At 72.5% G+C, this 25,246-nt stretch carries 27 protein-coding genes and 1 pseudogene; 17 read left to right on the top strand and 11 right to left on the bottom strand.

Annotated elements, in window-relative coordinates; genetic code table 11:
* The first annotated feature begins 112 nt into the window (after positions 1 to 112).
* From hisB to AC6H2I_RS01470, 7 genes are read left to right on the top strand one after another with little or no spacing between them, the layout of a single operon-like run.
* Complete coding sequence (gene hisB / locus AC6H2I_RS01500; RefSeq protein ID WP_497498760.1) at positions 113 to 736, top strand: imidazoleglycerol-phosphate dehydratase HisB; 624 nt, start codon at positions 113 to 115, stop codon at positions 734 to 736.
* Between the two features lie 21 nt (positions 737 to 757).
* The gene (gene hisH / locus AC6H2I_RS01495) at positions 758 to 1,405 is read left to right on the top strand and encodes an imidazole glycerol phosphate synthase subunit HisH (protein ID WP_497498759.1); all 648 of its coding nucleotides are present in this window, start codon (positions 758 to 760) and stop codon (positions 1,403 to 1,405) included.
* Between the two features lie 3 nt (positions 1,406 to 1,408).
* Positions 1,409 to 1,972, top strand: a complete 564-nt coding sequence (locus AC6H2I_RS01490) for a GNAT family N-acetyltransferase (protein ID WP_497498758.1) — start codon at positions 1,409 to 1,411, stop codon at positions 1,970 to 1,972.
* Complete coding sequence (hisA, locus tag AC6H2I_RS01485; RefSeq protein ID WP_497498756.1) at positions 1,969 to 2,721, top strand: 1-(5-phosphoribosyl)-5-[(5-phosphoribosylamino)methylideneamino]imidazole-4-carboxamide isomerase; 753 nt, start codon at positions 1,969 to 1,971, stop codon at positions 2,719 to 2,721. The genes AC6H2I_RS01490 and hisA overlap by 4 nt, the downstream gene beginning before the upstream one ends.
* Positions 2,718 to 3,482: an imidazole glycerol phosphate synthase subunit HisF gene (gene hisF / locus AC6H2I_RS01480; RefSeq protein WP_497498755.1), complete on the top strand. Its 765-nt coding sequence runs from the start codon at positions 2,718 to 2,720 to the stop codon at positions 3,480 to 3,482. The genes hisA and hisF overlap by 4 nt, the downstream gene beginning before the upstream one ends.
* Positions 3,475 to 3,819, top strand: coding sequence for a phosphoribosyl-ATP diphosphatase (locus AC6H2I_RS01475; RefSeq protein WP_497498753.1), 345 nt, complete (start codon positions 3,475 to 3,477; stop codon positions 3,817 to 3,819). Before hisF ends, AC6H2I_RS01475 begins: the two co-directional genes overlap by 8 nt.
* Positions 3,820 to 3,830: 11 nt before the next feature.
* Positions 3,831 to 4,196 (top strand): histidine triad nucleotide-binding protein, encoded by a 366-nt coding sequence (locus AC6H2I_RS01470; RefSeq protein WP_497498752.1) that lies wholly within the window; start codon positions 3,831 to 3,833, stop codon positions 4,194 to 4,196.
* Between the two features lie 29 nt (positions 4,197 to 4,225).
* Here AC6H2I_RS01470 and AC6H2I_RS01465 read toward each other — a convergent pair whose 3' ends face one another.
* The 9 genes from AC6H2I_RS01465 to AC6H2I_RS01425 all read right to left on the bottom strand — a co-directional run bounded on the left by AC6H2I_RS01465 (position 4,226) and on the right by AC6H2I_RS01425 (position 11,648).
* The gene (locus AC6H2I_RS01465; protein WP_497498751.1) at positions 4,226 to 5,056 is read right to left on the bottom strand and encodes a DUF1206 domain-containing protein; all 831 of its coding nucleotides are present in this window, start codon (positions 5,054 to 5,056) and stop codon (positions 4,226 to 4,228) included.
* Positions 5,057 to 5,148: 92 nt separating this feature from the next.
* Positions 5,149 to 5,946, bottom strand: coding sequence for a 4-hydroxy-tetrahydrodipicolinate reductase (gene dapB / locus AC6H2I_RS01460; protein ID WP_497498750.1), 798 nt, complete (start codon positions 5,944 to 5,946; stop codon positions 5,149 to 5,151).
* Between the two features lie 115 nt (positions 5,947 to 6,061).
* Complete coding sequence (locus AC6H2I_RS01455) at positions 6,062 to 6,457, bottom strand: helix-turn-helix domain-containing protein (protein ID WP_497498749.1); 396 nt, start codon at positions 6,455 to 6,457, stop codon at positions 6,062 to 6,064.
* A gap of 7 nt (positions 6,458 to 6,464) precedes the next feature.
* On the bottom strand, positions 6,465 to 7,031 hold the full coding sequence (locus AC6H2I_RS01450; RefSeq protein ID WP_497498747.1) for a Smr/MutS family protein: 567 nt from the start codon (positions 7,029 to 7,031) through the stop codon (positions 6,465 to 6,467).
* Positions 7,032 to 7,042: 11 nt separating this feature from the next.
* A complete protein-coding gene (locus AC6H2I_RS01445; RefSeq protein WP_497498746.1) occupies positions 7,043 to 7,741 on the bottom strand; it encodes a LutC/YkgG family protein in 699 nt (232 codons plus the stop codon).
* Entirely contained in the window at positions 7,738 to 9,213 is a 1,476-nt protein-coding gene (locus AC6H2I_RS01440; RefSeq protein ID WP_497498744.1) for a lactate utilization protein B, read from the bottom strand. Before AC6H2I_RS01440 ends, AC6H2I_RS01445 begins: the two co-directional genes overlap by 4 nt.
* Positions 9,214 to 9,223: 10 nt before the next feature.
* The gene (locus tag AC6H2I_RS01435) at positions 9,224 to 10,012 is read right to left on the bottom strand and encodes a (Fe-S)-binding protein (RefSeq protein ID WP_497498743.1); all 789 of its coding nucleotides are present in this window, start codon (positions 10,010 to 10,012) and stop codon (positions 9,224 to 9,226) included.
* A 93-nt stretch (positions 10,013 to 10,105) separates the two neighbouring features.
* Entirely contained in the window at positions 10,106 to 10,894 is a 789-nt protein-coding gene (gene znuB, locus AC6H2I_RS01430; protein WP_497498741.1) for a zinc ABC transporter permease subunit ZnuB, read from the bottom strand.
* Positions 10,895 to 10,907: 13 nt separating this feature from the next.
* On the bottom strand, positions 10,908 to 11,648 hold the full coding sequence (locus tag AC6H2I_RS01425; protein WP_497498739.1) for an ATP-binding cassette domain-containing protein: 741 nt from the start codon (positions 11,646 to 11,648) through the stop codon (positions 10,908 to 10,910).
* Positions 11,649 to 11,808: 160 nt separating this feature from the next.
* Here AC6H2I_RS01425 and znuA point away from each other — a divergent pair, with 160 nt between their 5' ends.
* Positions 11,809 to 12,876 carry a zinc ABC transporter substrate-binding protein ZnuA gene (znuA, locus tag AC6H2I_RS01420; protein WP_497498738.1) on the top strand — a complete coding sequence of 356 codons (1,068 nt, stop codon included), beginning with the start codon at positions 11,809 to 11,811 and terminating at the stop codon, positions 12,874 to 12,876.
* Positions 12,877 to 12,882: 6 nt separating this feature from the next.
* Here znuA and AC6H2I_RS01415 read toward each other — a convergent pair whose 3' ends face one another.
* Together AC6H2I_RS01415 and AC6H2I_RS01410 are read right to left on the bottom strand one after the other, a co-directional pair.
* Positions 12,883 to 13,578 carry an HAD family hydrolase gene (locus AC6H2I_RS01415; protein WP_497498736.1) on the bottom strand — a complete coding sequence of 232 codons (696 nt, stop codon included), beginning with the start codon at positions 13,576 to 13,578 and terminating at the stop codon, positions 12,883 to 12,885.
* A gap of 36 nt (positions 13,579 to 13,614) precedes the next feature.
* On the bottom strand, positions 13,615 to 15,315 hold the full coding sequence (locus AC6H2I_RS01410) for a thiamine pyrophosphate-binding protein (protein WP_497498734.1): 1,701 nt from the start codon (positions 15,313 to 15,315) through the stop codon (positions 13,615 to 13,617).
* A 361-nt stretch (positions 15,316 to 15,676) separates the two neighbouring features.
* Between AC6H2I_RS01410 and AC6H2I_RS01405 the strand changes: the two genes are divergently transcribed.
* The 9 genes and pseudogenes from AC6H2I_RS01405 to AC6H2I_RS01365 all read left to right on the top strand — a co-directional run bounded on the left by AC6H2I_RS01405 (position 15,677) and on the right by AC6H2I_RS01365 (position 25,036).
* Positions 15,677 to 16,084 (top strand): thioesterase family protein, encoded by a 408-nt coding sequence (locus AC6H2I_RS01405; protein ID WP_497498732.1) that lies wholly within the window; start codon positions 15,677 to 15,679, stop codon positions 16,082 to 16,084.
* A complete protein-coding gene (locus AC6H2I_RS01400; RefSeq protein WP_497498730.1) occupies positions 16,084 to 17,391 on the top strand; it encodes a phenylacetate--CoA ligase family protein in 1,308 nt (435 codons plus the stop codon). Before AC6H2I_RS01405 ends, AC6H2I_RS01400 begins: the two co-directional genes overlap by 1 nt.
* 4 nt (positions 17,392 to 17,395) lie before the next feature.
* On the top strand, positions 17,396 to 18,163 hold the full coding sequence (locus tag AC6H2I_RS01395) for an enoyl-CoA hydratase/isomerase family protein (protein ID WP_497498729.1): 768 nt from the start codon (positions 17,396 to 17,398) through the stop codon (positions 18,161 to 18,163).
* Positions 18,164 to 18,264: 101 nt separating this feature from the next.
* The gene (locus AC6H2I_RS01390) at positions 18,265 to 19,365 is read left to right on the top strand and encodes a branched-chain amino acid ABC transporter substrate-binding protein (RefSeq protein WP_497498728.1); all 1,101 of its coding nucleotides are present in this window, start codon (positions 18,265 to 18,267) and stop codon (positions 19,363 to 19,365) included.
* 77 nt (positions 19,366 to 19,442) lie between these two features.
* Complete coding sequence (locus tag AC6H2I_RS01385; RefSeq protein ID WP_497498727.1) at positions 19,443 to 20,357, top strand: ABC transporter permease subunit; 915 nt, start codon at positions 19,443 to 19,445, stop codon at positions 20,355 to 20,357.
* Between the two features lie 5 nt (positions 20,358 to 20,362).
* Positions 20,363 to 21,649 (top strand): high-affinity branched-chain amino acid ABC transporter permease LivM, encoded by a 1,287-nt coding sequence (gene livM, locus AC6H2I_RS01380; RefSeq protein ID WP_497498726.1) that lies wholly within the window; start codon positions 20,363 to 20,365, stop codon positions 21,647 to 21,649.
* Positions 21,646 to 22,431, top strand: a pseudogene (locus AC6H2I_RS01375) (ABC transporter ATP-binding protein); the annotation flags it as partial. The gene livM and the pseudogene AC6H2I_RS01375, both read left to right, overlap by 4 nt.
* Positions 22,432 to 22,515: 84 nt before the next feature.
* Positions 22,516 to 23,226 (top strand): ABC transporter ATP-binding protein, encoded by a 711-nt coding sequence (locus tag AC6H2I_RS01370; protein ID WP_497499005.1) that lies wholly within the window; start codon positions 22,516 to 22,518, stop codon positions 23,224 to 23,226.
* A gap of 55 nt (positions 23,227 to 23,281) precedes the next feature.
* Positions 23,282 to 25,036, top strand: a complete 1,755-nt coding sequence (locus AC6H2I_RS01365; protein WP_497498725.1) for a sigma-54 interaction domain-containing protein — start codon at positions 23,282 to 23,284, stop codon at positions 25,034 to 25,036.
* Positions 25,037 to 25,246 lie beyond the last annotated feature (210 nt).

Below are 25,246 nucleotides of genomic sequence, written 5' to 3'. Positions count from 1 at the left end.
AGCGCGGATCGCGGCCCGTGCAAGCGGTTCCGCGGCCGCCGGGGTGGCGGCCGGCCCGGCCGCCGCCGCCGGGCTATGGCATATGCCGGGGCATGGTGCTAAACCATCGGCCATGGACACCTCCCAGAGCGGCCCCGCCCGCCGCGCGACGATCGAGCGGAACACCACCGAGACCCGCATCCGGGTGGCGGTGAACCTGGACGGCAGCGGCGTCTACGACGTCCGCACCGGCGTCGGCTTCCTCGACCACATGCTGGAGCAGCTCGCGCGGCACAGCCTGATGGACCTGACGGTGGTCGCCGACGGCGACCTGCACATCGATTTCCACCACACCACCGAGGACACCGGCATCGCCATCGGCCAGGCGGTGACGCGGGCGCTGGGTGAGCGCAAGGGCATCGCCCGCTACGGCCACGCCTACGTGCCGATGGACGAGGCGCTGACCCGGGTGGCGCTCGACTTCTCCAACCGCCCGTACCTGGTGTGGAAGGTGGCGTTCAGCCGCGACAAGATCGGCGACATGGACACCGAGCTGTTCCGCGAGTGGTTCCAGGCCTTCGCCGGCGCCGCCGGCCTGACCTTGCACGTCGAGACCCTGTACGGCGAGAACAACCACCACATCGTCGAGAGCTGCTACAAGGCGCTGGCGCGCGCCCTGCGCGGCGCGGTCGCGATCGACCCGCGCAAGGCCGACGCCGTTCCGTCCACCAAGGGCACGCTCGGCGGCTCGCTCTAACCCATAGGTTCCGTCCCCACCATGGCAACGGTTGCCCTCATCGACTACGGCTCCGGCAACCTGCGCTCCGCCGCCAAGGCGGTGGAACGCGCGGCGAGCGAGGCCGGCCTGACCTGCACGGTCGACGTCACCGCCGACGCCGGCGCCGTGCGCCGTGCCGACCGCGTCATCCTGCCGGGCGTCGGCGCCTTCGCCGACTGCAAGCGTGGCCTCGACGCCGTGCCCGGCATGCGCGACGCGCTGGAGGAGGCGGTGATCCGCCATGCCCGGCCCTTCCTCGGCATCTGCGTGGGCATGCAGCTGATGGCCGCGCGCGGGCTGGAGCACGGGGTGCACGAGGGGCTGGGCTGGATCGACGGCGAGGTCGTGCCGCTGGAGCCCGCCGACCCCGCCCTGAAGATCCCGCACATGGGCTGGAACGACCTGGAGCTGGTGCGGCCGGGCCACCCGGTGCTGCGCGGCCTGCCCGCCGACGCCCACGGCTACTTCGTCCATTCCTACCAGCTGCGCTGCGCCGATCTGGCGACCGAGCTGGCCCGGGTCGACTATGGCGGGCCGGTGACGGCGGTGGTCGGCCGCGACAACCTGGTGGGCACCCAGTTCCATCCGGAGAAGAGCCAGGCCGCCGGCCTGACCCTGATCGCCAACTTCCTGACCTGGGCACCCTGAGCCATGGCGGGATTGACGGCCAACGCGTCGGTCGAGCGGGTGGAGGGCCGCCTGCGCTCGGGCGACCTCAACGACCTCTGCGACGCCGCCGACGAGGCGATCCGTGGCGGTGGCGGTTTCGGGTGGGTGGAGCCGCCGCCGCGCGACGTCATGGAGCGCTACTGGAAGGGCGTCCTGGTGGTGCCCGAGCGCATCCTGTTCGTGGGGCGGCTCGACGGGGTGATCGCCGGGTCGGCCCAGCTCATGCGCCCGGCCCGCAACAACGAGGCGCAGGCCCACGCCTGTTCGCTGACCACCGCCTTCGTGGCGCCGTGGGCGCGCGGCCACGGTCTGGCCCGCAAGCTGACCCTGGCGGTGGAGCGGGCGGCCCGCGATCTGGGGTTCCGCATCATGAACTTGGACGTGCGCGCCAGCCAGGCCGCGGCCATCGTCATGTATGAACACTTGGGCTTCATCCGCTGGGGCACGCACCCCTACTACGCCCTGGTGGAGGGCCAGCCGGTGCCCGGCCATTTCTACTGCAAAGACCTGACCTCCAACCCGCAACTGGACGACACGCCGTCATGATCCTCTACCCCGCCATCGATCTCAAGGACGGCGCCTGCGTCCGGCTGGTGCGCGGCGAGATGAGCCACGCCACCGTCTTCAACACGGATCCGGCCGACCAGGCCGCCGCCTTCCGGGCGCAGGGCTTCGGGTGGCTGCACCTGGTCGACCTCAACGGCGCCTTCGCCGGCCATCCCGTGAACGCCGCGGCGGTGGAGCGCATCCTGGCCGCGGTCGGCGACATGCCGGTGCAGCTGGGCGGCGGCATCCGCGACCTGAAGACGGTCGAGACGTGGCTGGAGAAGGGGGTGCGGCGGGTCATCCTGGGCACCGTGGCGCTGCGCGATCCCGAGCTGGTGAAGGAGGCCTGCCGCCTGTGGCCCGGCCGGGTCGCCGTCGGCATCGACGCCCGTGAGGGCTACGTCGCCGTCGCCGGCTGGGCCGAGACGTCGGAGATGAAGGCGATGGACCTCGCGCTGAAGTTCGAGGACAGCGGCGTCGCCGCGATCATCTACACCGACATCAACCGCGACGGGGCGATGGGCGGCGTCAACGTCGAGGCCACGGCCGACCTCGCCTTCCACCTCACCACCCCGGTGATCGCCTCGGGCGGCGTCTCCTCCATCGACGACCTCGTGGCGCTCAAGCGCGAGGAGGCGGCCGGCATCGAGGGCGTGATCTGCGGCCGCGCCTTCTACGACGGGCGGATCGACCCGCGGACGGCGCTCGACCTGCTGTCCGCCCCGGCGGGCGAGGGCGTCCGGCGATGATGAAGATGCGCGTCATCCCCTGCCTGGACGTCAAGGACGGGCGGGTGGTGAAGGGGGTCAACTTCGTCGACCTGATCGACGCCGGCGACCCGGTCGAGCAGGCGCGGGTCTACGACCGCGAGGGGGCGGACGAGCTGACCTTCCTCGACATCACCGCCAGCCACGAGAACCGCGACACCATCTTCGACGTGGTGCGGCGCACCGCCGAGCATGTCTTCATGCCGCTGACCGTGGGCGGCGGCGTGCGCACGGTGGAGGACATCCGCAAGCTGCTGCTGGCCGGGGCCGACAAGGTCTCCATCAACACCGCCGCCGTGCACCGCCCGGAGTTCGTGCGCGAGGGGGCGGAGAAGTTCGGCAGCCAGTGCATCGTCGTCGCCATCGACGCCAAGCGCACCGGCCCCGGCCGGTGGGAGGTGTTCACCCACGGCGGCCGCAAGGAGACCGGGCTGGACGCGGTGGAGTGGGCGCGGCGGATGGCCGGCTACGGGGCGGGCGAGATCCTGCTGACCTCCATGGACCGCGACGGCACCAAGAGCGGCTTCGACCTGGAGCTGACCCGGGCGGTGGCCGACGCGGTGCGGGTGCCGGTGATCGCGTCGGGCGGCGTCGGCACCCTGCAGCACCTGGTGGAAGGCATCCGCGACGGCCATGCCACCGCGGTGCTGGCCGCCTCGATCTTCCACTTCGGCACCCACACGGTGGGCGAGGCCAAGGCCGCGCTCGCCGCCGCCGGCATCCCGGTGCGCGCCCATGGCTGAGGCCGGCGATCCCACCGCGGCGGTGCTGGAGCGCCTCTACCGCACCGTGGCGGCGCGCAAGGGGGCCGATCCCTCGACCTCCTACACCGCCAAGCTTTACGCCCGCGGCACCGCCAAGATCGCCCAGAAGCTGGGCGAGGAGGCGGTGGAGACGGTGATCGAGGCGATGCGCGGCGACCGCGCCAAGATCGCCGCGGAATCGGCCGACCTGCTCTACCACCTGATGGTGCTGTGGGCCGACGCCGGACTCGAGCCGGTCGAGGTGTGGCGGCTGCTGCAGGGGCGCGAGGGCACCAGCGGCATCGACGAGAAGACGGCACGCAAAACCAAGGGGTGAGGCCGAAAGCCATGTACGACCAGACCAACATCTTCGCCCGCATCCTGCGCGGCGAGATCCCGTGCAAGAAGGTCTACGAGAGCGACACCGCGCTGGCCTTCCACGACATCGACCCCAAGGCGCCGACCCACATCCTGGTGATCCCGAAGGGGGCCTATGTGGGCATGGACGACTTCACCGCCACCGCGTCGGAGGCGGAGATCGCCGGCCTGTTCCGCGCCGTCGGCGAGGTCGCCCGTCAGGCCGGGGCGGCGGAGCCGGGCTACCGCATCCTCGCCAACTGCGGCGGCGACGCCCACCAGGAGGTGCCGCACCTGCACATCCACGTGTTCGCCGGCCGCGACCTCGGCGCGATGATCGGCCCGGCCAAGGGCTGAGGAGGGGCCGGGCGGGGCACGCGGCGGGGTCAGCTCACCGCCTGCCGGGCCTGGCGTTCGGCGCGCTCCATGTCGATGCGGCGGTAGGCGGCCTGGACGAAGCCGAACAGGCCGAAGGCCAGCAGCCCGGCGGCGACCACGCCCAGCAGGGCGGGCCCGTAGGGCTGCTCCTGGAGGGTGCGCAGGGCCTGGGCCAGGCCGCCCGACTCCGACGCGTCGGCCTGCCACGCCGCGGTGAGGAAGAACAGGCCGACCAGGGCGAACACCACGGCGCGCGCGGCGTAGCCGGCGCGGCCCAGGGGTTCGACGTAGCGCCGCGCCGCGCCCGGCACGACCAGGTGGCGGCAGAAGCCGCCGGTCCAGGCCTTGGCGGCATGGGCGACCGACGCGGCAGCGACCACGGCGCCGACGCCGGCCACCAGCCACCGCCCGAGCGGCCACGCCATCAGCCAGGCCGTCCAGTCCTGCGCCGAGGAATCGCCGTCGCCGCCGACCTGCCCGGACATCAGCAGGCCGAGTGCCGCGGCAGCCAGCCCGACGTGCAGGAGACCCGACACCAGGTGGGCGGCGCGGGTGGCCAGCGCCTTGGCATCGTGGCCGCGCCGGTCGACGTCGAGCAGGGCCTCGGCGATGCGCCAGACGGCGTAGGCGACCAGCCCCAGGGTGACGACGGCCAGCAGGACCGCCCCCATGGGCTGGGCCAGCATGGCGGTCAGCGCCCCCTTGGTGTCGGTCGGGCTGCCACGCCCTTCGGCGGCCAGCACGGCGAACCAGCCGACGACCATGTAGACCAGCCCCCGCGCGGCGTAGCCGAGGCGGGCCAGACCCTCGACGCCCTGGAATCTCGGCAGCACATGCATGGAGCCGCACCTCCCTTCCGGTGGTGCAGCGTACAACCCCACCGTCCCGGTCGCGGTTCCGTGGCGGCCGCCGGCGGTCGGCGCGAATCCGCCTACAGCCCCAGCACGTCGCGCATGGAATAGAGGCCCGAGGGCTTGGCGTTGGCCCACAGCGCCGCGCGCACCGCACCCTTGGCGAACACCTGCCGGCTTGACGCCTTGTGGGTCAGTTCGATCCGCTCCCCCTCGGCAGCGAAGACCACGGTGTGGTCGCCGACCACGTCGCCGCCGCGCAGGGTGGCGAAGCCGATCGATCCGGGGTCGCGCGGCCCGGTGTGGCCGTCGCGCACCTTCTGCCACACCGCGTCCAGGTCCACGCCGCGTCCGGCGGCGGCGGCGCGGCCGAGGCCGAGCGCGGTGCCCGACGGCGCGTCCACCTTGTGGCGGTGGTGCATCTCGACGATCTCGATGTCGTAGTCCTCGGCCAGCACACCGGCCACCCGCTCCACCAGCGCGAACAGCAGGTTGACCCCGACCGACATGTTGGGGGCCTGGATGATCGGGGTGTGGGTCGCCGCCCGGACCAGCGACTCCTGCTGGGCCGGGTTGAGCCCGGTGGTGCCGACCACCAGCACGGTCTGGCTCTGGGCGGCCAGGGCGGCGTGGCGCTCGGTGGCGTCGGGGGTGGTGAAGTCGATGACGGCGTCGGCCACCGCGAACAGGGTGACGGGATCGTCGACGATGGCGACCCCGGCCGGGTCCAGGCCGGCGGCGGCGGCGACGTCCTTTCCGACCAGGGGCCCGCCGACCCGCTCGGTGCCGCCCGCCAGGGTGCAGCCCGGCGTGCCCGCGATCTCGCGCACCAGCATCTGGCCCATCCGGCCACCGCACCCGACCACGCCGATCTTCATGTCCGCCTCCCCCGCGTGAGCGTTCTCCATCCCACGGCCTGTAGCACAGGCCGCGGGGCGCGGCCACCCGTCGGTTGCCGGCCGGCCGGTTTCCCGCCGGCCGGTTGCCGGAGGGTCAGCGCCGCACCGGCCGGCGGCGGCGGCGGCCGGTGCGGGCCGCCGCGTCGTCGAGCACCGCCAGCAGGGCGTCGAGCGCCGCCTCGTCCAGGGCGCCGATGCACTCCGCCAGGCGGTTGGCCAGGGCGGTCGCCTTGGGGGTGAGGCCGGCGGTGTCGACGGTGGCCCGGGGATGGGACAGCGCGGCCAGCCGCTCCAGCTCCTCCGCCTCGTCCCAGATGATGCCGAAATAGCCGCAGACCTGGCGCACGAACTGGGGCGACGGCTGGCCCCGCTTGCCGTGCTCCAGCGCCGACAGGTAGGCCGAGGAGATGTGGAGGTCGGCGGCCATCTGCTTCAGGGTCAGGCCGCGCGCGGCGCGCAGCGTGCGGACCTTCTCGCCGAACGGGGTCATCGCCGGTCTAGCGGTCCCGCCGCCGCTTGATCAGGACGTAGAGGGCGCCGTCCCCGCCGTGCATGGGCTGGGCCGGCTGCACGGCCAGGATCATCGGCCGCAGCGGCGGGTCGGCCAGCCAGCGCGGCACCGTGCGCCGCAGCACCCCGCCGTGCGGGCTGAAGCTGCCCTTGCCGGTGATCACGAGGACGCAGCGCCGCCCCTCGTGCCAGCAGCGGTGGACGAAGGACGCCAGCGCTCCGTGGGCCTGCTCCTGGGTCATGCCGTGCAGGTCGATGCGGCCGTCGATCTCCAGCCGGCCGCGGCGCAGGCGGTCGGCGGTGCGGCGGTCCATGTCGACGTGGTCGCCGGGGCGCAGCGGCGGCAGCGCCGGCTTGGCGCGCGGCGCCGCCGGCGTCGGGCGGCCGGCCGCGGCCGGGGCCGCCGGCGGGTCGGCCGGCGGCGGCGCGGCGGCGGCGGGCGGGGCGGAGGTCATCTCCTCGGCCAGGGTGCGCCCGGGCAGCGGCTCGGCGTCGCGCGTCACCAGCCGCCACAGCCGGCGCTCGTCGTCGGTGAGGGTCCGCTTGCGCACCATGATCCGCCCCGTCAGCCCGCCGCCCCGCCATCCCCCAGCAGGAGGATGTGGAGGCGGCGTGGCCCGTGGGCGCCGAGCTGGATGGTCTGCTCGATGTCGCCGGTGCGCGACGGGCCGGTGACCAGGTTGACCGCCCGCGGCGGACCGCCGGGGTGGCGCTGGCGCTGGCGGTCCCAGGCGTCCTCGTAGACGGCGACCACGTCGGCGGCGTCGAGCACGACGATGTGGGTGTCGGGCAGGAAGTTGAGGGTCGTGGGGTGGTCCGGCCCCGACCACAGCACCAGGGTGCCGGTTTCGGCGACCCCGGCGGCGGCCCCGGTCAGCGACACGGGATCGCCGTCGCCCGCCGGGCCGCGGCTCACCGTCAGCGTCGGGTGGTCGTCCCAGGCGATGGCGTCGAGGCGCGGATCGGGGGCGACGCGCACCGCCGAAGGCAGGTTGTGGGCGGCCAGCAGGCGGGCCACCGCGCCGGCTACGGCGGCGTGGCCGGGCAGGCGCTCGACCGTGGCGGCGGCCTCCGTCGCCATCCGCACGAACAGCGCGACGCGCTCGGCCGGCGGCAGCTGGGCACGGGCCGGCACCAGGTTGCGGGGGTGGCCGGCGATCCGCTCCGCCACCGCCTGGCGGCGCGTGGCCTCGGCCTCGGGGCGGCCCAGCCCGCGCCGCAGGGCGCCGAGGATCTGGCCGCGGGCGTCGTCGCCGGCGGTCACGGGCGGCCGCTCCGCGTCGGGTCGGTTGCCGGCACCCGGGCCCCCCGTTCGGGGCGCCGCCGTTCCCGGGCCCACAGCTCCTGGAAGGTGCGGCCCTCCGGGGCGGGCAGGTCGCGCGCCCGGGTCCAGGCGCCGGCCAGCGGCAGGGCGGCGGCGGCGCCCCCGCCGCGGCGGGCGGCGAAGCGCACCAGGCGGGCCGCCACCCGCATGGCGGCATGGTAGAGGGCGGGGCGGCGGGCGACCCAGGCCCAGGCGGAAAGGCCGCGGCGCATGCCGGCGGGCTGGAGGCCGGCCGCGGCCTCGCGCTCGCGCCAGTGGCGCATCATCTTGGGCAGCGGGATGCGCATCGGGCAGACCGCCTCGCAGCGCCCGCAGAAGGTGGAGGCGTTGGGCAGGTGGGCGGTCTCGGCCAGGCCGACCAGCGCGGGATCGAGCACGGCGCCCAGCGGCCCGGGGTAGACCCAGCCATAGGCGTGGCCGCCGACCACGCCGTAGACCGGGCAGTGGTTCATGCAGGCGCCGCAACGGATGCAGCGCAGCACCTCCTGGAACTCGGTGCCGATGAGGGCGGAGCGTCCGTTGTCCAGCAGCACCACGTGGAAGGCCTGCGGCCCGTCGGCGTCGCCCGGCCGCCGCGCCCCGGCGGAGAAGGTGGTGTAGGCCGAGAACTCCTGCCCGGTGGCGGAGCGCGCCAGCAGGCGCAGCACGGTGGCGGCGTCCTCCAGGGTCGGCACCACCTTTTCGATGGACGCCAGGACGATGTGGACGCGCGGCAGGGTCTGGGTGAGGTCGCCGTTGCCCTCGTTGGTGACGATGACCGTCTGCCCGGTCTCGGCGATCAGCAGGTTGGCTCCGGTGATGCCGACGTCGGCCTCCAGGAAGCGGCGGCGCAGCACGGCGCGCGCCTCCGCCAGCAGGTCGTGCGGCTGGCCCAGCGGGCGGTCGGCGGGGAGCCCGCCGTGGGCGGCGCGGAAGGACTCGGCCACCTGCTCCTTGGACACGTGGAAGGCCGGGGCGATGATGTGGCTGGGCGGTTCCTTGCGCAGCTGGACGATGTACTCGCCGAGGTCGGTCTCCACCGGCACCACGCCGTGCGCCTCGAGGTGGTCGTTGATCGCGATCTCCTCGGCGATCATCGACTTGCCCTTGGTGACGGTGCGCGCCCCGGCGCCGCGGCACAGCGCCAGCACCGTGTCGCGCGCCGCGGCCGCGGTGGCGCACCAGTGCACGGTGCCGCCCTGGCGGACCACCTCGGCCTCGAAGCGCTCCAGATAGAGGTCGAGGTGGGCCAGGGTGTGGTCCTTGATCGCCCGGCCCTGGTCGCGCAGGGCCTCGAACTCCGGCAGGCGGGCGGCGGCGCGGGCACGGTTCGCCTGGAAGCCGCCGGCCGACCGGGCGAGCATGGTCTGGAGCCGGGCGTCGGCCAGGGCGGTGGCGGCGTTCTCGGGGAAGCGGCGGGCGGTCGGCTCCATGGCTGCGTCCTCAGCCCTTGGCCGCGGTGATCGGCGGCACCGACCCGGCGAGCCCGGACAGCACCTCGGCGACGTGGCGGACGGCGACCGGCGCCCGCCGGCGGGCCAGGGTGCCGGCGATGTTGAGCAGGCAGCCGAGGTCGCCGGCCAGCACCGTGGCGGCGCCGGTGGCGGCGATGGCGTCGGCCTTGTCCGCCGCCATGCGGCCGGAGATCTCCGGATACTTGACGCAGAAGGTGCCGCCGAAGCCGCAGCAGACCTCGGTATCCGCCATCTCCCGCAGCTCCAGCCCGGCGACCGAGGCGAGCAGCCGGCGCGGCTGCTCCCGCACCCCCAGTTCGCGCAGGCCGGAGCAGGAATCGTGGTAGGTGACGGAGCCGGCGTGTGCGGCGGCCACCGCCGGGACGCCCAGGACGTCGGTCAGGAAGGACACCAGCTCGTGGCTGCGCGCCGCCAGGGCGCGGGCGCGCGGCGCCCACGCCGGGTCCTCCTCCAGCAGGGCGGGGTAGTGCACCCGGAGGGTCGCGGCGCACGAGCCCGAGGGCACCACCACGTGGTCGAACCCCTCGAACAGGGCGATGGTGCGGCGCGCCAGGTCGCGGGCGTCGTCGCGCCGCCCGGCGTTGTAGGCGGGCTGGCCGCAGCAGGTCTGCCCGGCCGGCACCTCCACCGCGCAGCCCGCCTCCTCCAGCAGCTTGACCGCGGCGAACCCCACCGTCGGCCGGAACAGGTCGACCAGGCAGGTCACGAACAGCCCGACACGGGGCGGCGGCGTCGGTGCGGGCGCGGTGTCGGGCATGGCGGCGGCGTCGGCTCCGGAGGGGCGAAGGTGCGACCGACAATACGTGGTCGCCAACGGTCCAGCAAGGAAGGGCGGCGCGGGGGCCGTCGCTCAGGCGCCGCGCGCCGGCAGCAGCGCGCTGGCCAGGAACAGGGCGGCGGCGGCGACCACCACGCTGGGGCCGCCCGGCAGGTCCCAGCGCAGGGAGGCCAGCATGCCCGCCACCACCGCCACCACGCCCAGCACCGACGCCAGCGTGGCCATCTGTTCGGGCGTGCGGGCGAAGCGCCGGGCGGCGGCGGCGGGGATGATCAGCAGCGAGGTGATCAGCAGGATGCCGACGATCTTCATCGCCACCGCGATGACCAGGGCGATCAGCAGCATGAAGGCAAGGCGCAGCGCCAGCACCGGCATGCCCTCCACCCGTGCCAGCTCCTCGTCGACGGTGACCGCCAGCAGCCGGTTCCACAGCAGGGCCAGCGCCGCCAGCACCACGGCACCGCCGGCGTAGACCCGCACGATGTCGGCGGTGGTGACCGCCAGCAGGTCGCCGAAAAGATAGCCGACGAGGTCGATGCGCAGGCTTTCCAGGAACGCGATGGCGACCAGCCCCAGCGACAGGGACGAGTGGGAGAGGATGCCCAGCAGCGTGTCCGCGGCCAGCGCCCGGCGCTGCTGCAGCGCCACCAGCAGCAGGGACAGGACGACGCAGACCGCCACAACCCCCACCATGGGGTCGACGTCCAGCAGGAACCCCAGGGCGACGCCCAGCAGCGCCGAATGGGCCAGCGTGTCGCCGAAATAGGCCATGCGCCGCCACACCACGAAGGACCCCAGGGGCCCGGCCAGGGCGGCCACGCCGCAGCCGGCGAGCAGCGCCCGGATCATGAAGTCGTCCATGGCCGGGGCCTCCTCAGTGGTCGCAGCAGTCGTGGCCGGGGCCGGGGACGACGCGGCCGTCCTCGGCGTGGGCGTGGTCGTGGTGGTGCACGTAGACCGCCAGGGCGTCGGCGTGGCGGCCGAACAGGGCGTGGTACTGGGGGTGGCGGCGCACGTCCTCCGGCCGCCCCGAACAGCAGACGTGACCGTTCAGGCACAGCACCCGGTCGGTGCGCGCCATCACCGTGTGCAGGTCGTGGCTGACCAGCAGCACGCCGCAGCCACGCGCCCGGCGCACCGCGTCGATGCGGGCGAACAGGTCGGCCTGGCCGTGGACGTCGACCCCCTGGTCCGGCTCGTCGAGCACCAGGAGGTCGGGGTCGGCCAGCAGGGCGCGGGCCAGCAGCACCCGCTGCATCTCGCCCCCCGACACCGCCTGGACCGGCTGGTCGGCGAGGTGGGCCACCCCCGCCTCCTCCAGCGCCGCCGCCAGGCGCGGCGCCGGCACCCGGCGCCACAACCCCAGGAACCGCCGCACCGTCAGCGGCAGCGTGCCGTCGACCGTGATGCGCTGGGGCATGTAGCCGACCCGCAGGCCCTTGCGCGGCCGCACCTCCCCGGTGGTCGGCCGGGCCAGGCCCAGCACGGCGCGCACCAGGGTCGTCTTGCCGGCCCCGTTGGGGCCGATCAGCGTCACGATCTCGCCCGGGGCGACCGTCAGGTCCACGCCGTCGAGCACGGTGCGCCCGCCCAGCGCCACGGACAGGCCGCGCACCTCGACCAGGGGGGCCGGGGACGCAGAAGACGGGGAGGGGGGAGGGGAAGGGCTTGACATGTTATGTTATAACATCACAGACTTCGGCACGCGTTCTCCTATGCGCCCTTGCGCCGCATCTGTCCAGAGCACGCCGATCCGATCACCCGAAGGACCTGCCATGCGCCCTCTCCGTCTTCCCGCTGCCACCAGCTTGGCCACCGGCTTGGCCACCAGTTTGGCCGCCGGCCTGGCGGCCGCCCTGCTGGCCGCCGCGCCGGCCCGCGCCGACGCCCCCGCCGTGGTCGCGTCGGTCAAGCCGCTGCACTCCCTGGTGGCCGCGGTGATGAAGGGGGTGGGCACGCCGACCCTGATCGTGCGCGGCGGCGCCTCGCCCCACACCTACGCGCTGCGCCCCTCCGACGCCCGGGCGCTGGAGGGGGCCGGGGTGGTGTTCTGGGTCGGCGAGGCGCTCGAAGGGTTCCTGGAGAAGCCATTGGACAGCCTCGCCGGCAAGGCGCGGGTGGTCGAGGCGATGGACCTGCCGGGCGTCACCCTGCGCCACGCCGCCCACGATCATGGTGATCACGACCAGGGCGATCACGACCAGGGCGATCACGACGGCCATGAGGACCGCGATCATGACGACCATGACCATGGCGCGCATGACGGTCACGACGACCACGCTGACGCCGACGACCATGACCATGACGATGACCACCATCACCATGGCGACGTCGACGGGCATCTCTGGCTGAATCCGGCCAACGCGATCGCCATCACCGCCGCCGCCGCGGACGCCCTGGTCGAGGCCGACCCGGCCAACGCCGCGACCTACCGTGCCAACGCCGCCGCCGCCACCGCGGCCCTGGAGGCGCTGGACGCCGAGCTGCGGGCGACGCTGGCGCCGGTGGCGCAGCGTCCCTTCGTGGTTTTCCACGACGCCTACGGCTATCTGCAGGACCGTTACGGCCTGACCTCGCTGGGGGCCATCACGATCAACCCGGACCGCCAGCCCTCGGCCCGGCGCCTGTCGGAGATCCGCGCGGCGATCGCCGGCCGCGACGCCGTTTGCGTCTTCGCCGAGCCGCAGTTCGAGCCGAAGCTGGTCGCCACCATCGTCGAGGGCACCGGGGCCCGCACCGGGGTGCTCGACCCCGTCGGCGCCGACCTCGCCGACGGTCCGGACCTCTACCCCGCCCTCATGCGGGGCATGGCGGCGTCGCTGGTGGGCTGCCTCAACGGCTGACGGATCTCACGGCGGGATGCCGAAGATCCCGGCCACGCCGCGGAGATCGCGAAACTCGAACATCGGTTGGGGGGTGTGCGGCCGCAGCGTCTCTCCTGCCCGGTTGATCCAGGCGACCTTCATGCCCATGGGCATGGCGCCTTCCAGGTCGGCAAACTGGGACAGCGAGACGTGGAGGATGCTGTCTGCCGGCACCCCCAGCCGGGCGATGGCCTTGCCGAAGATGATCGACGACGGTTTGAAGGCGCCCGCCTCCTCCGCCGTCAGCGACAGGTCGAACGCGGCCTTGAATGGGTTCAAGGCGAAGAAGCGGGCGTCCATGTTGGTGATTGGCATCAGGGGATGGCGTGCCTTCAGCCCGGCGATGATGGCCGGCACCTCCGGATGGGGCTTCGCATCCGCCGTCATGGTGGTGATCAGGTCCTCCGCCAGCACCCGCCAGCCGTCCGCGTCGGCCTCGACGCCAAGGGGGCCGAGGGTTTCGGACAGGGCCAGCGCGCCCCATTCCAGGTAGGGGCGCCAACGGTCGGACCGGTAGCGACGGACGGTGGCGTCGTCCCATTTCAGATAGTGCTCGAGAGGGTCCAGCCCGGCCAGGCCGACCCGGTCGAGGACCCGCGCCATGCCGTCCCGCCCGCTGGCGTCGACGTCGACCAGCGTGCCCCAGAAATCGAAGGTGATCGCCTTAACCCAGTCCATCATTCCCGTCCCATGGCGTGGCTGTGCGGTGTGGTGTCTTCAGGTCGCGGCGATCACGATCTCGACGAGGTTGGCGGTGCCCGACGCGATGCCGGCCTCCACGGCGGGGGCGATGTCCGCCGCCCGTTCGACCCGGCGGGCCGGCAACCCCATGGCGGCGGCGAGCGCCAGGTAATCGACCGCCGGATCGACCACGTCCATGGCGATGAAGCGGCCGGCCCGGTTGGAGGCGTAGCCCGCCTGGCCCCTCATGAACTGTTTCAGCACGTTGTATTCGCGGTTGTTCATGACCACGAAGGTCACCGGCAGCCGCTCGTGAGCGGCCGTCCACATGGCCTGTGGCGAATAGAGCGCCGCCCCGTCGCCGACCAGGGCGACCACGGGCGCCCGGCCCAGGCCCAACGAGCACCCCACGGCCGCCGGCATGCCCCAGCCCAGCGCCCCGCCGCGCAGGAAGGAGTATTGGGTGGCCAGGTCGCTGTTGAGGAACGCCCGCACGTGGCTTGAGGTGGCGATGGCCTCGTCGACGATCGGCATGTGGGAGGGGATCACCCGCATCACCTCGCGGGCGGCCACCAGGGGGGTGGTCACCGCCGCCCCCTCCTGCTGGCGGGCCGTCTCCGCCAGATCGGCGCGGGCGCGTTCCCGTGCCGCCCCGGCCTGGGCCACCAGCGCGTCGCGGGCCGCCCGCTGCGGCTCCGTCGCGCGGCGCAGCAGGGGAACCAGGGCCGCCAGCGACGCCTTGATCTCGCCGACCACCGACAGCTTCGACGGAAAGGTCCGCCCCAGGTCGCGGACGTCGGCGGACATCTGGTAGACGGAGCAGCCCGGCGGCACCGCCGGCCCTTCGGAGTAGAGGATGGTGATGAGCGACTTGCCGCCCAGGGCGAAGATCGCGTCGAAGGCGCCGAGGCGTTCGGCGATGTCGGTCGCCCGGGTCGGCAGGTTGCCGCGCCACAAGGGGTGCGAGGTGGGGAAGGGGATGCGCGAGGGCCAGGAGGATCCGTAGACGGGGGCACCCAGTGCCTCGGCGACGGCGGCCGTTCCGGCCCCGGCGTCGCTCCAGTGGATCTCATCGCCGGCGATGACGGCGATGCGCCCCGGCGCCACCGCCGCCAGCCGGGCGGCCAGCGGCTCCAGCGACCCCGCCACCACATGGCGGTCGATGGTCGAGCGTTCCGGAATGGCGACGTCGCTCATCTCCTCCATGACGTCCATGGGCAGGGACAGCAGCACCGGCCCGGCCGGTGCGGCGACGGCATCGTTGAAGGCGCGGCGGACGAGCACCGGCACCTGGTGGGCGTGCTGCACCTCCTGGGACCATTTCACCGCCGGGCGCGACAGGCTGACGAGGTCCCCCAGCAGCAGGGGATCGGAGATGGTGTGGCGGGAATCCTGCTGGCCGGCGGTCACCACCAGGGGGGTTTGCGACACGGCGGCGTTCAGGAGGTTGCCCATGCCGTGGCCGAGCCCGCCGGCGGTGTGGAGATTGAGGAAGGCGGGCCGCCGCGCCGCCTGGGCATAGCCGTCGGCCATGGCCACCACGCTCGCCTCCTGCAGGGCGAGGACGTAGCCGATCTCCGGCGCCTCCACCAACGCGTCGATCAGCGGCAGCTCGGTGGTGCCGGGGTTGCCGAAGATGTACTCGACCCCCTCCCCGCGCAGGGTTTCCAGCAGGATCGAGGCCCCCCGCCGGCAGGGCAGGGCGTCGATCGACGCCACGTTCCGGTTGATCGTCATGGGGATCCAGGACCTCCTTCGGCTCAGGGGTGGGATAAAGCAACGGGCGTGCCACGCCCGTGCAGCATGACCGCGACGGCCAGGGTGTGTCTTCCACCAGTCCTGTCAACCCGTTGACGGCCTTGGGGATAGAGGTGCGCGGGTGGGTCGCGCCGGCGGCGGCGCGGAGCCGTCGCCAGCACCGGCTGGACGTCTGAAATGGAGACGATCGTAAAAAATACTAACGTCTCTTATCTTTACGGTCGTCCTGGCTTCGGAACGATCCCGGGGAGAGAAGTACAGCCATTTCATATAGTTAAGATGCGTCCTATGTCTTGGCACGCTGGTTGCTGAACTCCCGCTGCATCCAAGGGAGTCGCCCATGCAACTGAGTGAAGGCCAAACGGCCAGCAAGGAGACGCTCGTCCGTCCGGACATGACGGCCAGCGCCGTCGCCGGACGCGAGGGGGAGCGGTACGCCGGCGTTCTCAGCACGCCCTCCATGATCACCGAGATGGAACGGGCCGCGGCGGCGCTGCTCCAGCCTCTTCTCGTGAACGGTCAGGTCTGCGTCGGCGCGGCGATCGACGTCCGTCACAAGGCGCCCACGCCGGTCGGCGCGACACTCCGTGTCCACGCCCGCTTCACCGGCCAGGACCGTCGGCTCTTCTGGTTCGATGTCTGGGCCGAAGACGCCGCCGGCGTCGTCGGGGAGGGGCGGCACGCCCGGGCCATCGTCGAGCTGTCGCTCATCGAGGAGCAGGCCCGCATCCGTGGCGGGAGCGCCTGATGCCCAGCCTCCTCCACCCCGAGTTCGAGACGCTGGCTCCGGAGGCGATCCGACGCCTTCAGGAGGACCTGTGGGCACGGCAATGGCGGCACGTCCGCGGGTCATCGACGTTCTACGCCGGCAAATGGGAGGTGCCGCCGCCCGAGTCCCTCGGCCTGGACGCGCTCGACAGCCTGCCCTTCACGGAGAAGGACGAACTGCGGCGCAGCCAGCAGCAGCACCATCCGTTCGGCGACTACGTGGCCTGCCCGGCCGACCGCGTCGTCCGCGTCCATCGCACCTCGGGGACCACCGGCAAGCCGCTCCAGCTCGCCAACAGCCGCCGCGACGTCGACCTGGTGGCCCGCGTCGGCGGACGGTCCCAGTTCTCCGCCGGGCTGCGGCCGGGCGACCGGGTGGTCCATTGCCTGAACTACTGCATCTGGACGGGCGGGGTCACCGACCACATGACCCTGGAGGAGGCGGGGGCCTGTGTCGTCCCCTTCGGCGTCGGTCATTCCAGACTGCTGCTGGAGACCATCGCCGACCTGGGTGTGACGGCCATCTCCTGCACGCCCTCCTATCCCGCGCTCCTGGAGAGGTTGCTGCACGCCGAGGGCCGGTCGCCCCGCGATCTGGGGCTGCGCCTTGGCCTGTTCGGCGGCGAGGCGGGGCTCGACAACGCCGAGTTCCGCGCCGCCATGGAGCGCACCTGGGGCTTCGCCGTGCGCAACGCGAATTACGGCATGTCGGAGATCCTCAGCAACTTCGCCAGCCAGTGCGAGCACACCAACGACCTGCATTTCCACGGCGCCGACGCCCTGTTCATCGAGATTCTCGACGCCGACGGGCGCTCCCAGCCCATCCGCGAGGGGACGACCGGCGAACTGGTGTGCACCCACCTCGCCAAGGAATGCCAACCGCTCGTGCGCTTCAAGACGCGGGACGTCATCACGGTGACCGGGACCGGCCCGTGCGCCTGCGGCCGGACGGCGTGGCGGTTCCGGGTGACCGGGCGCACCGACGACATGTTCAACGTCCGCGGCATCAACGTCTTCCCCAGCGCGGTGCAGCAGGGGGTGTTCAGCCGGCCCGACCTCGCCTCGGGCCAGTTCCGCATCCTTCTTGACGGCCCCGGCCCCTGGGACCGCGTGCGGGTGCGGGCGGAGGCGGCGCGCGGGCTGGCACCGGACGCTTTCGACACGGCCGCGCGGGCGCTGGAGGCGGCGATCAAGGCCCATGCCGGCGCCTCGGCGGAGGTGACCCTGGTGCCCGCCGACAGCCTGCCCCGGACCGACGGCAAGACCGCCCTCATCGAAAGGAGCTGACCCCATGGGCTTTGCCCTCTACGCGCGGCGTGGTGCCATCGGCTTCGTGACCCTGAACCGGCCGGACCGCCTGAACGCCATAAGCGGTGCGCTGCTCCACGATTTCGAATCGGCCCTGCGGTCGGCCATCGACGACGACGAGGTCGTGGTGCTCGTGCTGTCCGGCGCCGGGCGCGCGTTCTGTTCCGGCGACGACCTGAAGGAGTTCGACCTCCAGAGCGAATCGCCCGCGGCCATCGCCGCCCACATCGGCGCGATCCAGCGGATCACCCGGCTGCTGATGGGATGCGACAAGCCCGTGGTCGGCTCGGTGCACGGCTACGCCGTCGGCGGCGGCTTCGAATGGCTGTTGAACTGCGATCTCGTGGTGGCCGCCGACGACCTCGTCGCCTTTTTCCCGGAGATGGAGTGGGGCCAGTTCGTCACCGGCGGCGTCACCCACCTGCTGCCCCAGGCCGTCGGACACCAGCGCGCCATGGAGTTGCTGCTCCTGGGCGAACGCCAATCCGCAGAGCGGCTTGAGCGGCTCGGACTCGTCAACGCGGTGGTGCCCCGCCAGGACCTTGAGGCGCGGACCCTGGCGATTGCCGAGACAGTCGCCGGCAAGTCCCGCTTCTCCGTCGGCCGGCTCAAGTCCCTGCTCACCCGCGACCTCGGCACCGCCCTCTGGCGTGCCGTCGAGCTGGAGGAGGCGATCACCGTGGAGGCGTTCGCCCGTCCGGAGGTTCCCGCGCGGGTCGCCGCGTTCGCCCGGCGAAAATCCGCCGGCTGATCCCACCGCTCCCCCGTCTCCTCCCGACCGGCCGCGGCCGGTCGCCGGCGTGCCCGCACGGGCCCGCGCCCGCAGCCCTTTTCTCAACAAAGGACCGTCCCATGCGCCCTGCAACGCTTCTTCTTCTCGCCAGCGCCGCCGTTTCGGCGGGCACCGTGCCGGCCCGGGCCGACATCGTGCTCGGCGTCGTTGGGCCGGTGACCGGCCAGTACGCCTCGTTCTTCGACCAGATCACCCAGGGTGCCAAGGCGGCGGCGGCGGCGATCAACGCCGCCGGCGGCATCGCCGGTGAACCCGTGGCGCTGCAGGTGGAGGACGACGCCTGCGACCCGCGCCAGGCGGTGGCGGTCGCCAACAAGCTGGCGGGCCAGGAGGTGGCCGCGGTGATCGGCCATTTCTGCTCGTCCTCCTCCATCCCGGCGTCCGACGTCTACGCGGAATCCGGCGTGCCGATGATCAGCCCGGCCTCCACCAACCCGGTCCTCACCGACCGCGGCCTCGCCACCGTCTTCCGCACCTCCGGGCGCGATGACCAGCAGGCGGCCGTGGCCGCGGCGGAGATCGTCCAGCGCAAGCTGGGCGAGCGGATCGCCATCGTCCATGACAAGTCGACCTACGGCCAGGGCCTCGCCGAAGGAGTCCAGGCGGCGCTTGCGGCGGCCGGCGTGACTCCGGTCGTCACCGACACGCTGACCCAGGGCGAGAAGGATTTCTCCACCCTGATCTCCCGCCTCAAGGCGGAGACCGTCGACCTTGTCTTCTTCGGCGGCTATTTCGCCGAGGGCGGGCTGCTGGTCCGTCAGGCCCGCGAGCAGGGACTGCAGGCCACCTTCATGGGTGGCGACGGCATTGCCTCCAGCGAGTTCGCGTCGATCGCCGGTCCGGCGGCCGACGGCTACCTCATGACCTTCTACCCCGACCCCCGGGAAAACCCGGGCGCGGCCCAGGTCGTCAAGGCCTTCCGCGACGCCGGCTACGAACCCGAGGGCTACACCCTCTACACCTACGCCGCCCTGCAGGCCTACGCCCAGGCGGTGGCGGCGGCCGGGGGGACGGGGGGTGCGGCCGTCTCCCGCGCTCTTCATGCGGGGGCCTTCGACACCGTGTTGGGGTCCGTCACCTTCGACGCCAAGGGCGACCCCTCGACCGAGCCCTTCGTCCTCTACGCCTGGAAGGACGGCGCTTACGCACCGCTGAAGTGAACCCGACCGGGGCGGGGGCGGCGCCCTGCCGCGCCCACCCCCAACGAGACGCCGTGCCGCGCAGTCAAGGAGTTCCCGTGGCCTACTTCCTCCAGCAAACCATCAACGGCCTGGCGCTGGGTGCCATCTACGGCCTGATCGCGCTCGGCTACACCATGGTCTACGGCATCGTCGGGATGATCAACTTCGCCCATGGCGAGATCTACATGATCGGTGCCTTCGTGTCGTTGATCTCCTTCACCGCCCTCGGCCTGCTCGGGGTTTCCTGGGCGCCCTTGGCGATCATCCTGGTGCTGGCCGCTGCGGCCGTCTTCACCGCGGCCTATGGCTGGGCGGTCGAGCGCGTCGCCTACCGGCCGCTGCGGGGATCCTTCCGGCTGGCACCGCTGATTTCCGCCATCGGCATGTCGATCTTCCTGCAGAACTACGTCCAGCTCGTCCAGGGCGCGCGCATGCGCACTCTGCCGCCGGTGGTGACGGGCAAGCTGGTGCTGTTCTCCGAAAACGGTTTCGACGTCCAGGCCACCTACATCCAGGTCGCCATCGTCGTGCTGACCCTGGCGCTGATGGTGGGCCTTTTCCTACTGGTCGAGCGCACCCGCTTCGGGCGGTCGCAGCGGGCCTGCGAACAGGACATGGACATGGCCGCGATGGCCGGCATCGATGTCGACCGCACCATCTCCCTGACCTTCGTGCTGGGCGCGGCGCTGGCGGCGGCCGCCGGCCTGATGGTCACCCTCTACTACGGGTCCATCGACTTCTTCATCGGCTTCCTCGCCGGTGTGAAGGCGTTCACCGCCGCGGTGCTCGGCGGCATCGGTTCCATCCCCGGGGCCATGGTCGGCGGGCTGCTGATCGGCCTCGTGGAGGCCTATTGGGGGGGATACGTGTCGGGCGCCTACAAGGACGTCTCGGTCTTCGCCGTTCTGATCCTGGTTCTCACCGTCCTGCCCACCGGACTGCTCGGGCGCACCCATGTGGAGAAGGTCTGACCGGCATGACGCTCCTTCCCGAACCCGGCTCCGTGCGCCGTGCCGCCGTCGGCGCCCTGGTGACCCTGCTGCTCGCGCTGCCCTTGGCCGGCCTCCGGCTCACCGACGCCGCCGGCCGGATCTCCCTCGACCTGCGGCCGGCCTGGGTGCTCGTGCCCGTCGCGGCGGTGTTCCTCGGCCGCCTCGTCCTCGACCACGTCCGGCGGTGCGATCCGATCCAGCGGTTGCCGCGCGTGGCGATGCCTGTGGTGCCGGTGGCGTGGCGCCGGCCCTTGCTGCTGGCACTGGCGGTGGCGGCGTTTGCGTTTCCCCTGACGCCGCTCGCCAGCCGCTACGACCTCGATCTCGCGACGACCTTCCTCATCTACGTCATGCTCGGCTGGGGGCTGAACATCGTGGTCGGCATGGCGGGGCTCCTCGACCTCGGCTACGTCGCCTTCTACGCTGCCGGCGCCTACACCTTCGGGCTGCTGTCGGTGTGGTACGGCGTGGACTTCTGGCTGGCCCTGCCGCTCTGCGGCCTTGTTGCGGCAACCCTCGGCCTGGTGCTCGGCTTTCCCGTCCTGCGCCTGCGCGGCGACTACCTCGCCATCGTGACGCTGGGGTTGGGCGAGATCGTGCGCATCGTGCTCATCAACTGGGGCGATGTCACCGGCGGCCCCAACGGAATCTCCGGCATCCCCAAGCCGACACTCTTCGGCGTTCCGCTGGCGGCCGTGGCCCCGGCGGGGGGTCTGACGGTTGCCGACCTGGTCGGCATTCCCTACGCGCCGATCCAGCGGACCGCCTGGCTCTACTACATCATCCTGGCGCTGGCCTTGCTGACCCTCGCCTTCACCAGCCGCCTGCGGCGCCTGCCGGTCGGCCGCGCCTGGGAGGCGCTGCGGGAGGACGAGCTGGCCTGCCGCGCCGTCGGGCTGAATCCCACGCTGGTGAAGCTGTCGGCCTTCGCCCTGGGCGCCATGCTCGGCGGCGTCGCCGGCTGCTTCTTCGCCGCGCGCCAGGGCTTCATCAGCCCGGAGAGCTTCACCTTCACGGAGAGCGCCATCATTCTTGCCATCGTCGTGCTGGGGGGCATGGGCAGCCAGGCCGGGGTGGTGGTCGCGGCCGCCGTTCTCGTCGGCCTGCCGGAACTGGGGCGGGAGTTCGCCGAGTTCCGCATGCTGCTGTTCGGCCTCGCCATGGTCGCCATCATGGTGTGGCGCCCCCGCGGCTTGGTGTCGGGGCGTTCGCCCTCCGTCCGGGCGCCGCGCCCGGCCGGTCGCCAGCCGGCGTCCGGAGCGGCGCCATGACCGGCCCGCGCGCGACCCTGGCCGTCAGCGGCCTCACCATGCGCTTCGGCGGGATCGTCGCCGTCGACGGCCTCGACTTCACGGCGGACGCGGGGCGGGTGACCGCCATCATCGGTCCCAACGGGGCCGGCAAGACCACCGCCTTCAACTGCGTCACCGGCTTCTACAAGCCGACATCGGGTGACGTGACGGTGCACGGGGAGAATGGCCGGCGGCGTGTCGATACCCTGCCCGGGCACCGCATCGTCACCGAGGCGGGGATCGCCCGGACCTTCCAGAACATCCGCCTGTTCGCCGGCATGACGGTGCTTGAGAACCTGCTCGTTGCCCAGCACCACGCGCTCAGCCGGGGCGGACTGCTCCAGCTCGGTGGCCTGTTCGGCCTCGGCGCGTACCGCCGGGCGGAACGCGCCGCCGTCGACAAGGCGATGGCGTGGCTGGAGCGCATGGGGATCGCCGACCGCGCCGACGACGAGGCGGGCGCCCTGCCCTACGGCCTGCAACGCCGCCTGGAGATCGCCCGGGCGATGTGCCTCGAGCCGCGCTTCCTGTGCCTCGACGAGCCCGCCGCCGGCCTCAATCCCCGGGAGTCCGGCCGGCTGGCGGAGGACATCCAGCGGCTGAAGGGTGAGCACGGCCTCGGCATCCTGCTGATCGAGCACGACATGAGCGTCGTCATGACCGTGTCCGACCGCATCGTCGTCATGGAATACGGGCGCAAGATCGCGGAGGGCGCGCCCGACTTCATTCGCCGCCATCCCGCCGTCCTCGCCGCCTATCTTGGCAAGGAGGAGGACGAACCGCCCCGGCGTCCGCCGCCGCCGGCCCGGCCGCGCCCTCCGGCGGCAACGCCGGAACCGGCGGTCCTGGAGGTGCGCGGTGTGGTGTCCGGCTACGGCAAGGTGCAGGTCCTGCACGGCGTCGACCTGGAGGTGAGGGGCGGCGAGATCGTCACCTTGCTGGGCGCCAATGGTGCGGGAAAGTCGACGCTGCTGCGGACCATCTCCGGCAAGCCCCAGGCCACCGGGGGCGACATCCGCTTGCTGGGGCGTTCGCTGGCCGGCTGCGGCCCGCACGCCGTGGCCTCGCTTGGCATTGCCCATGCGCCGGAGGGGCGGCGCGTCATGCCCAAGATGACGGTGCTGGAGAACCTGCAGATCGGCGCCCACCTCGCCGACCCGCATCATTTCGCGGCTGACCTTGAACGGGTCTTCGACCTGTTTCCCCGATTGCGGGAGCGCCGCACCCAGCGGGCCGGCACCATGTCGGGCGGCGAGCAGCAAATGCTGGCGATCGGCCGCGCCCTGATGCAGCGCCCGCGCCTGCTGCTGCTGGACGAGCCGTCGCTCGGCCTGGCGCCCCTGGTCATCCGGCAGATCTTCGAGGCGATCCGCCGCATCAACGCGGAGGAGGACCTCGCCGTCCTGCTGGTCGAGCAGAACGCGGCGATGGCCCTGCAGCTTGCCCATCGCGGCTACGTTCTGCAGACCGGCCGGGTCGTCCATTCCGGGCCGGCGGCGCAACTGCTCTCGACTCCGGAGATCCGCAGTGCCTATCTGGAAGGCCTCGCGTGCTGACACGGGCAGGCCGTCCGTGACGGCGGCGCGCGGGGCGGCGGCGGCGAGGGTGCGGATGACGGCGGGTGGAAGCGGCGAGGACCCATTGCGCGCGCACCTCGCCGAACTGTGCGAGCTGTTCGGGTCCCTGATGCCGGGGGCCGAGCTGGGCATCGCCGTCTACACCGGCGGCGCGCTCGGCTGCCGGGTTGGCCTGGACGGGTTTCCCGCCCGCGTTCCCGCGGATGTCGGGGCGGTCATCGACGCCGCCGGCGCGCCCCCCGTCCATGTCAGCCTGGCGCTCGCCTTTGCCCGCCTGCCGCCGGGGCGTGGCGACGCCGACGTCACGCTGGCGGTCTGCTGCTCCGCCACCATGGCGGCCCACGCCCTGGCCAGCCTCGCCCGCATGGGGGCGAGCCTGCTGCGGCGCACCCTGGACCTGTTGCACCAGACCGTGCTGCTGGAACAGGCGCTCCGCGAGCAGCAGGCGATCATCGACAACATCTCCGACGGGCTCATCGTCATCGACCGCTCCGGTGTCCTGCGCTACCTCAACGCCCCCGGCGGCCGCATCCTCGGCATCACGCCCGAACGCAGCGTCGGCCGGCCGTTCCGCGAGGTGCTGGATTTCGAGCCCTACATCACCGCCGTCGTGGAGAGCGGGCAGGGCTATGTCGACCGGGAGTTGCAGCTGCGCTCCAGCAAGGTCAACGCCCACATCGTCGACACCGCCGTGCCGATCTTCGGCGACGACGGCAAGGTGGTGTCCGTCGTCAACACCTTCTACGAGATGTCCCGCGCCAAGAAGCTGTCGGACCGGCTTGCCGGTGACCGGGCCCGGTACCGCTTCGCCGACGTGGTGGGCGGCTCGCGGCGGATGCGCGAGGCCAAAGCGGTGGCGCAACGGGCCGCACGGTCCAGCGCCAGCGTCCTGCTCTATGGCGAGAGCGGCACTGGCAAGGAGGTGTTCGCCCAGGCCATCCACAACGACAGCCCGCGGGCGTCGGGGGCCTTCGTGGCGGTCAACTGCGCCGCCCTGCCGCGCGACCTGATCGAGAGCGAGATGTTCGGCTACAGCCCCGGCAGCTTCACCGGTGCCGACAAGGGCGGTCGGCTGGGGCGCTTCGAGCTGGCCTCGGGAGGGACCATCTTCCTCGACGAGATCTCGGAAATGCCGCTGGACGTGCAGGCCAAGCTGCTGCGCGTCCTGCAGGAGCGCCTGGTCACCCGCATCGGTGCGGCGTCGAGCGTGCCGGTCGACGTCCGCGTCATCGCCGCCGCCAACCGCGACCTGGGGGAACTGGTGGCCGCGAAGACCTTCCGCGCCGACCTCTACTACCGGCTGAACGTCATGCGCATCGACCTGCCGGCCCTGCGCGAGCGGCGCGAGGACATCGCGGAGCTGGCCGGCCTTTCGATCCAGCGCGCCTGCGCCCTCATGCACCGGCCGCTGCTTCGGCTGGGCGCCGGCGCTCTGCGCCAGCTGGAGCAGTACGACTGGCCGGGCAACGTGCGCCAGCTGCAGAACGTCATGGAGCGGCTGGTCAACCTCGTCGATGAGGACGTGGTGGAGGAGATCCCGGCGGAGTGGCTGGTGCGCGATGCCCGCCCCGTGGCGCCCGAACCGGAAGCGGGCCTGCCGGCCGATTCGGTGCTCACGCTGGAGGAGGCTGAACGGATCGCCATCGCGCGCGCGGTGGAGGCCTGCGCCTTCAACCTGACCCGGGCGGCGCAGCTGCTGGGGACGTCGCGGCCGGGCCTCTACGCCAAACTGCGTCGTCACGGGCTTCATCGGGAGTCGCGGCTGTCCCGCCGGGGCGGTGGGGACTAACCGCGGGCGAACCACACCACCAGCCGCAGCCCCAGGACAACGACTCCGCTGGCGACGATGGCCATCACCGCGTCCCCCCGTCCATCGCGGTCCCGGTCCACAGCATCCAGCACACGCCCCCCAGGCCGATCAACAGGCCGATCAACAAGCCGACGTAGGCCTGGGCGCTGCGGGCCCCAGATCTGGCTCAGCGTCAAGACATCTTCATGA

Source organism: Azospirillum sp. NS33, from assembly GCF_059703765.1.
The sequence above is the reverse complement of the archived record's forward strand: the minus strand, read 5'-3'. Positions and strand labels throughout refer to the sequence as shown.

Excerpts from the sequence above, each read along its gene's own strand:
- hisB (WP_497498760.1), top strand. The coding sequence starts at position 113 with ATGGACACCTCCCAGAGCGGCCCCGCCCGCCGCGCGACGATCGAGCGG.
- hisH (WP_497498759.1), top strand. The coding sequence starts at position 758 with ATGGCAACGGTTGCCCTCATCGACTACGGCTCCGGCAACCTGCGCTCC.
- AC6H2I_RS01490 (WP_497498758.1), top strand. The coding sequence starts at position 1,409 with ATGGCGGGATTGACGGCCAACGCGTCGGTCGAGCGGGTGGAGGGCCGC.
- hisA (WP_497498756.1), top strand. The coding sequence starts at position 1,969 with ATGATCCTCTACCCCGCCATCGATCTCAAGGACGGCGCCTGCGTCCGG.
- hisF (WP_497498755.1), top strand. The coding sequence starts at position 2,718 with ATGATGAAGATGCGCGTCATCCCCTGCCTGGACGTCAAGGACGGGCGG.
- AC6H2I_RS01475 (WP_497498753.1), top strand. The coding sequence starts at position 3,475 with ATGGCTGAGGCCGGCGATCCCACCGCGGCGGTGCTGGAGCGCCTCTAC.
- AC6H2I_RS01470 (WP_497498752.1), top strand. The coding sequence starts at position 3,831 with ATGTACGACCAGACCAACATCTTCGCCCGCATCCTGCGCGGCGAGATC.
- AC6H2I_RS01465 (WP_497498751.1), bottom strand. The coding sequence starts at position 5,056 with ATGCATGTGCTGCCGAGATTCCAGGGCGTCGAGGGTCTGGCCCGCCTC.
- dapB (WP_497498750.1), bottom strand. The coding sequence starts at position 5,946 with ATGAAGATCGGCGTGGTCGGGTGCGGTGGCCGGATGGGCCAGATGCTG.
- AC6H2I_RS01455 (WP_497498749.1), bottom strand. The coding sequence starts at position 6,457 with ATGACCCCGTTCGGCGAGAAGGTCCGCACGCTGCGCGCCGCGCGCGGC.
- AC6H2I_RS01450 (WP_497498747.1), bottom strand. The coding sequence starts at position 7,031 with ATGGTGCGCAAGCGGACCCTCACCGACGACGAGCGCCGGCTGTGGCGG.
- AC6H2I_RS01440 (WP_497498744.1), bottom strand. The coding sequence starts at position 9,213 with ATGGAGCCGACCGCCCGCCGCTTCCCCGAGAACGCCGCCACCGCCCTG.
- AC6H2I_RS01435 (WP_497498743.1), bottom strand. The coding sequence starts at position 10,012 with ATGCCCGACACCGCGCCCGCACCGACGCCGCCGCCCCGTGTCGGGCTG.
- znuB (WP_497498741.1), bottom strand. The coding sequence starts at position 10,894 with ATGGACGACTTCATGATCCGGGCGCTGCTCGCCGGCTGCGGCGTGGCC.
- znuA (WP_497498738.1), top strand. The coding sequence starts at position 11,809 with ATGCGCCCTCTCCGTCTTCCCGCTGCCACCAGCTTGGCCACCGGCTTG.
- AC6H2I_RS01415 (WP_497498736.1), bottom strand. The coding sequence starts at position 13,578 with ATGATGGACTGGGTTAAGGCGATCACCTTCGATTTCTGGGGCACGCTG.
- AC6H2I_RS01410 (WP_497498734.1), bottom strand. The coding sequence starts at position 15,315 with ATGACGATCAACCGGAACGTGGCGTCGATCGACGCCCTGCCCTGCCGG.
- AC6H2I_RS01405 (WP_497498732.1), top strand. The coding sequence starts at position 15,677 with ATGCAACTGAGTGAAGGCCAAACGGCCAGCAAGGAGACGCTCGTCCGT.
- AC6H2I_RS01400 (WP_497498730.1), top strand. The coding sequence starts at position 16,084 with ATGCCCAGCCTCCTCCACCCCGAGTTCGAGACGCTGGCTCCGGAGGCG.
- AC6H2I_RS01395 (WP_497498729.1), top strand. The coding sequence starts at position 17,396 with ATGGGCTTTGCCCTCTACGCGCGGCGTGGTGCCATCGGCTTCGTGACC.
- AC6H2I_RS01390 (WP_497498728.1), top strand. The coding sequence starts at position 18,265 with ATGCGCCCTGCAACGCTTCTTCTTCTCGCCAGCGCCGCCGTTTCGGCG.
- livM (WP_497498726.1), top strand. The coding sequence starts at position 20,363 with ATGACGCTCCTTCCCGAACCCGGCTCCGTGCGCCGTGCCGCCGTCGGC.
- AC6H2I_RS01365 (WP_497498725.1), top strand. The coding sequence starts at position 23,282 with ATGACGGCGGGTGGAAGCGGCGAGGACCCATTGCGCGCGCACCTCGCC.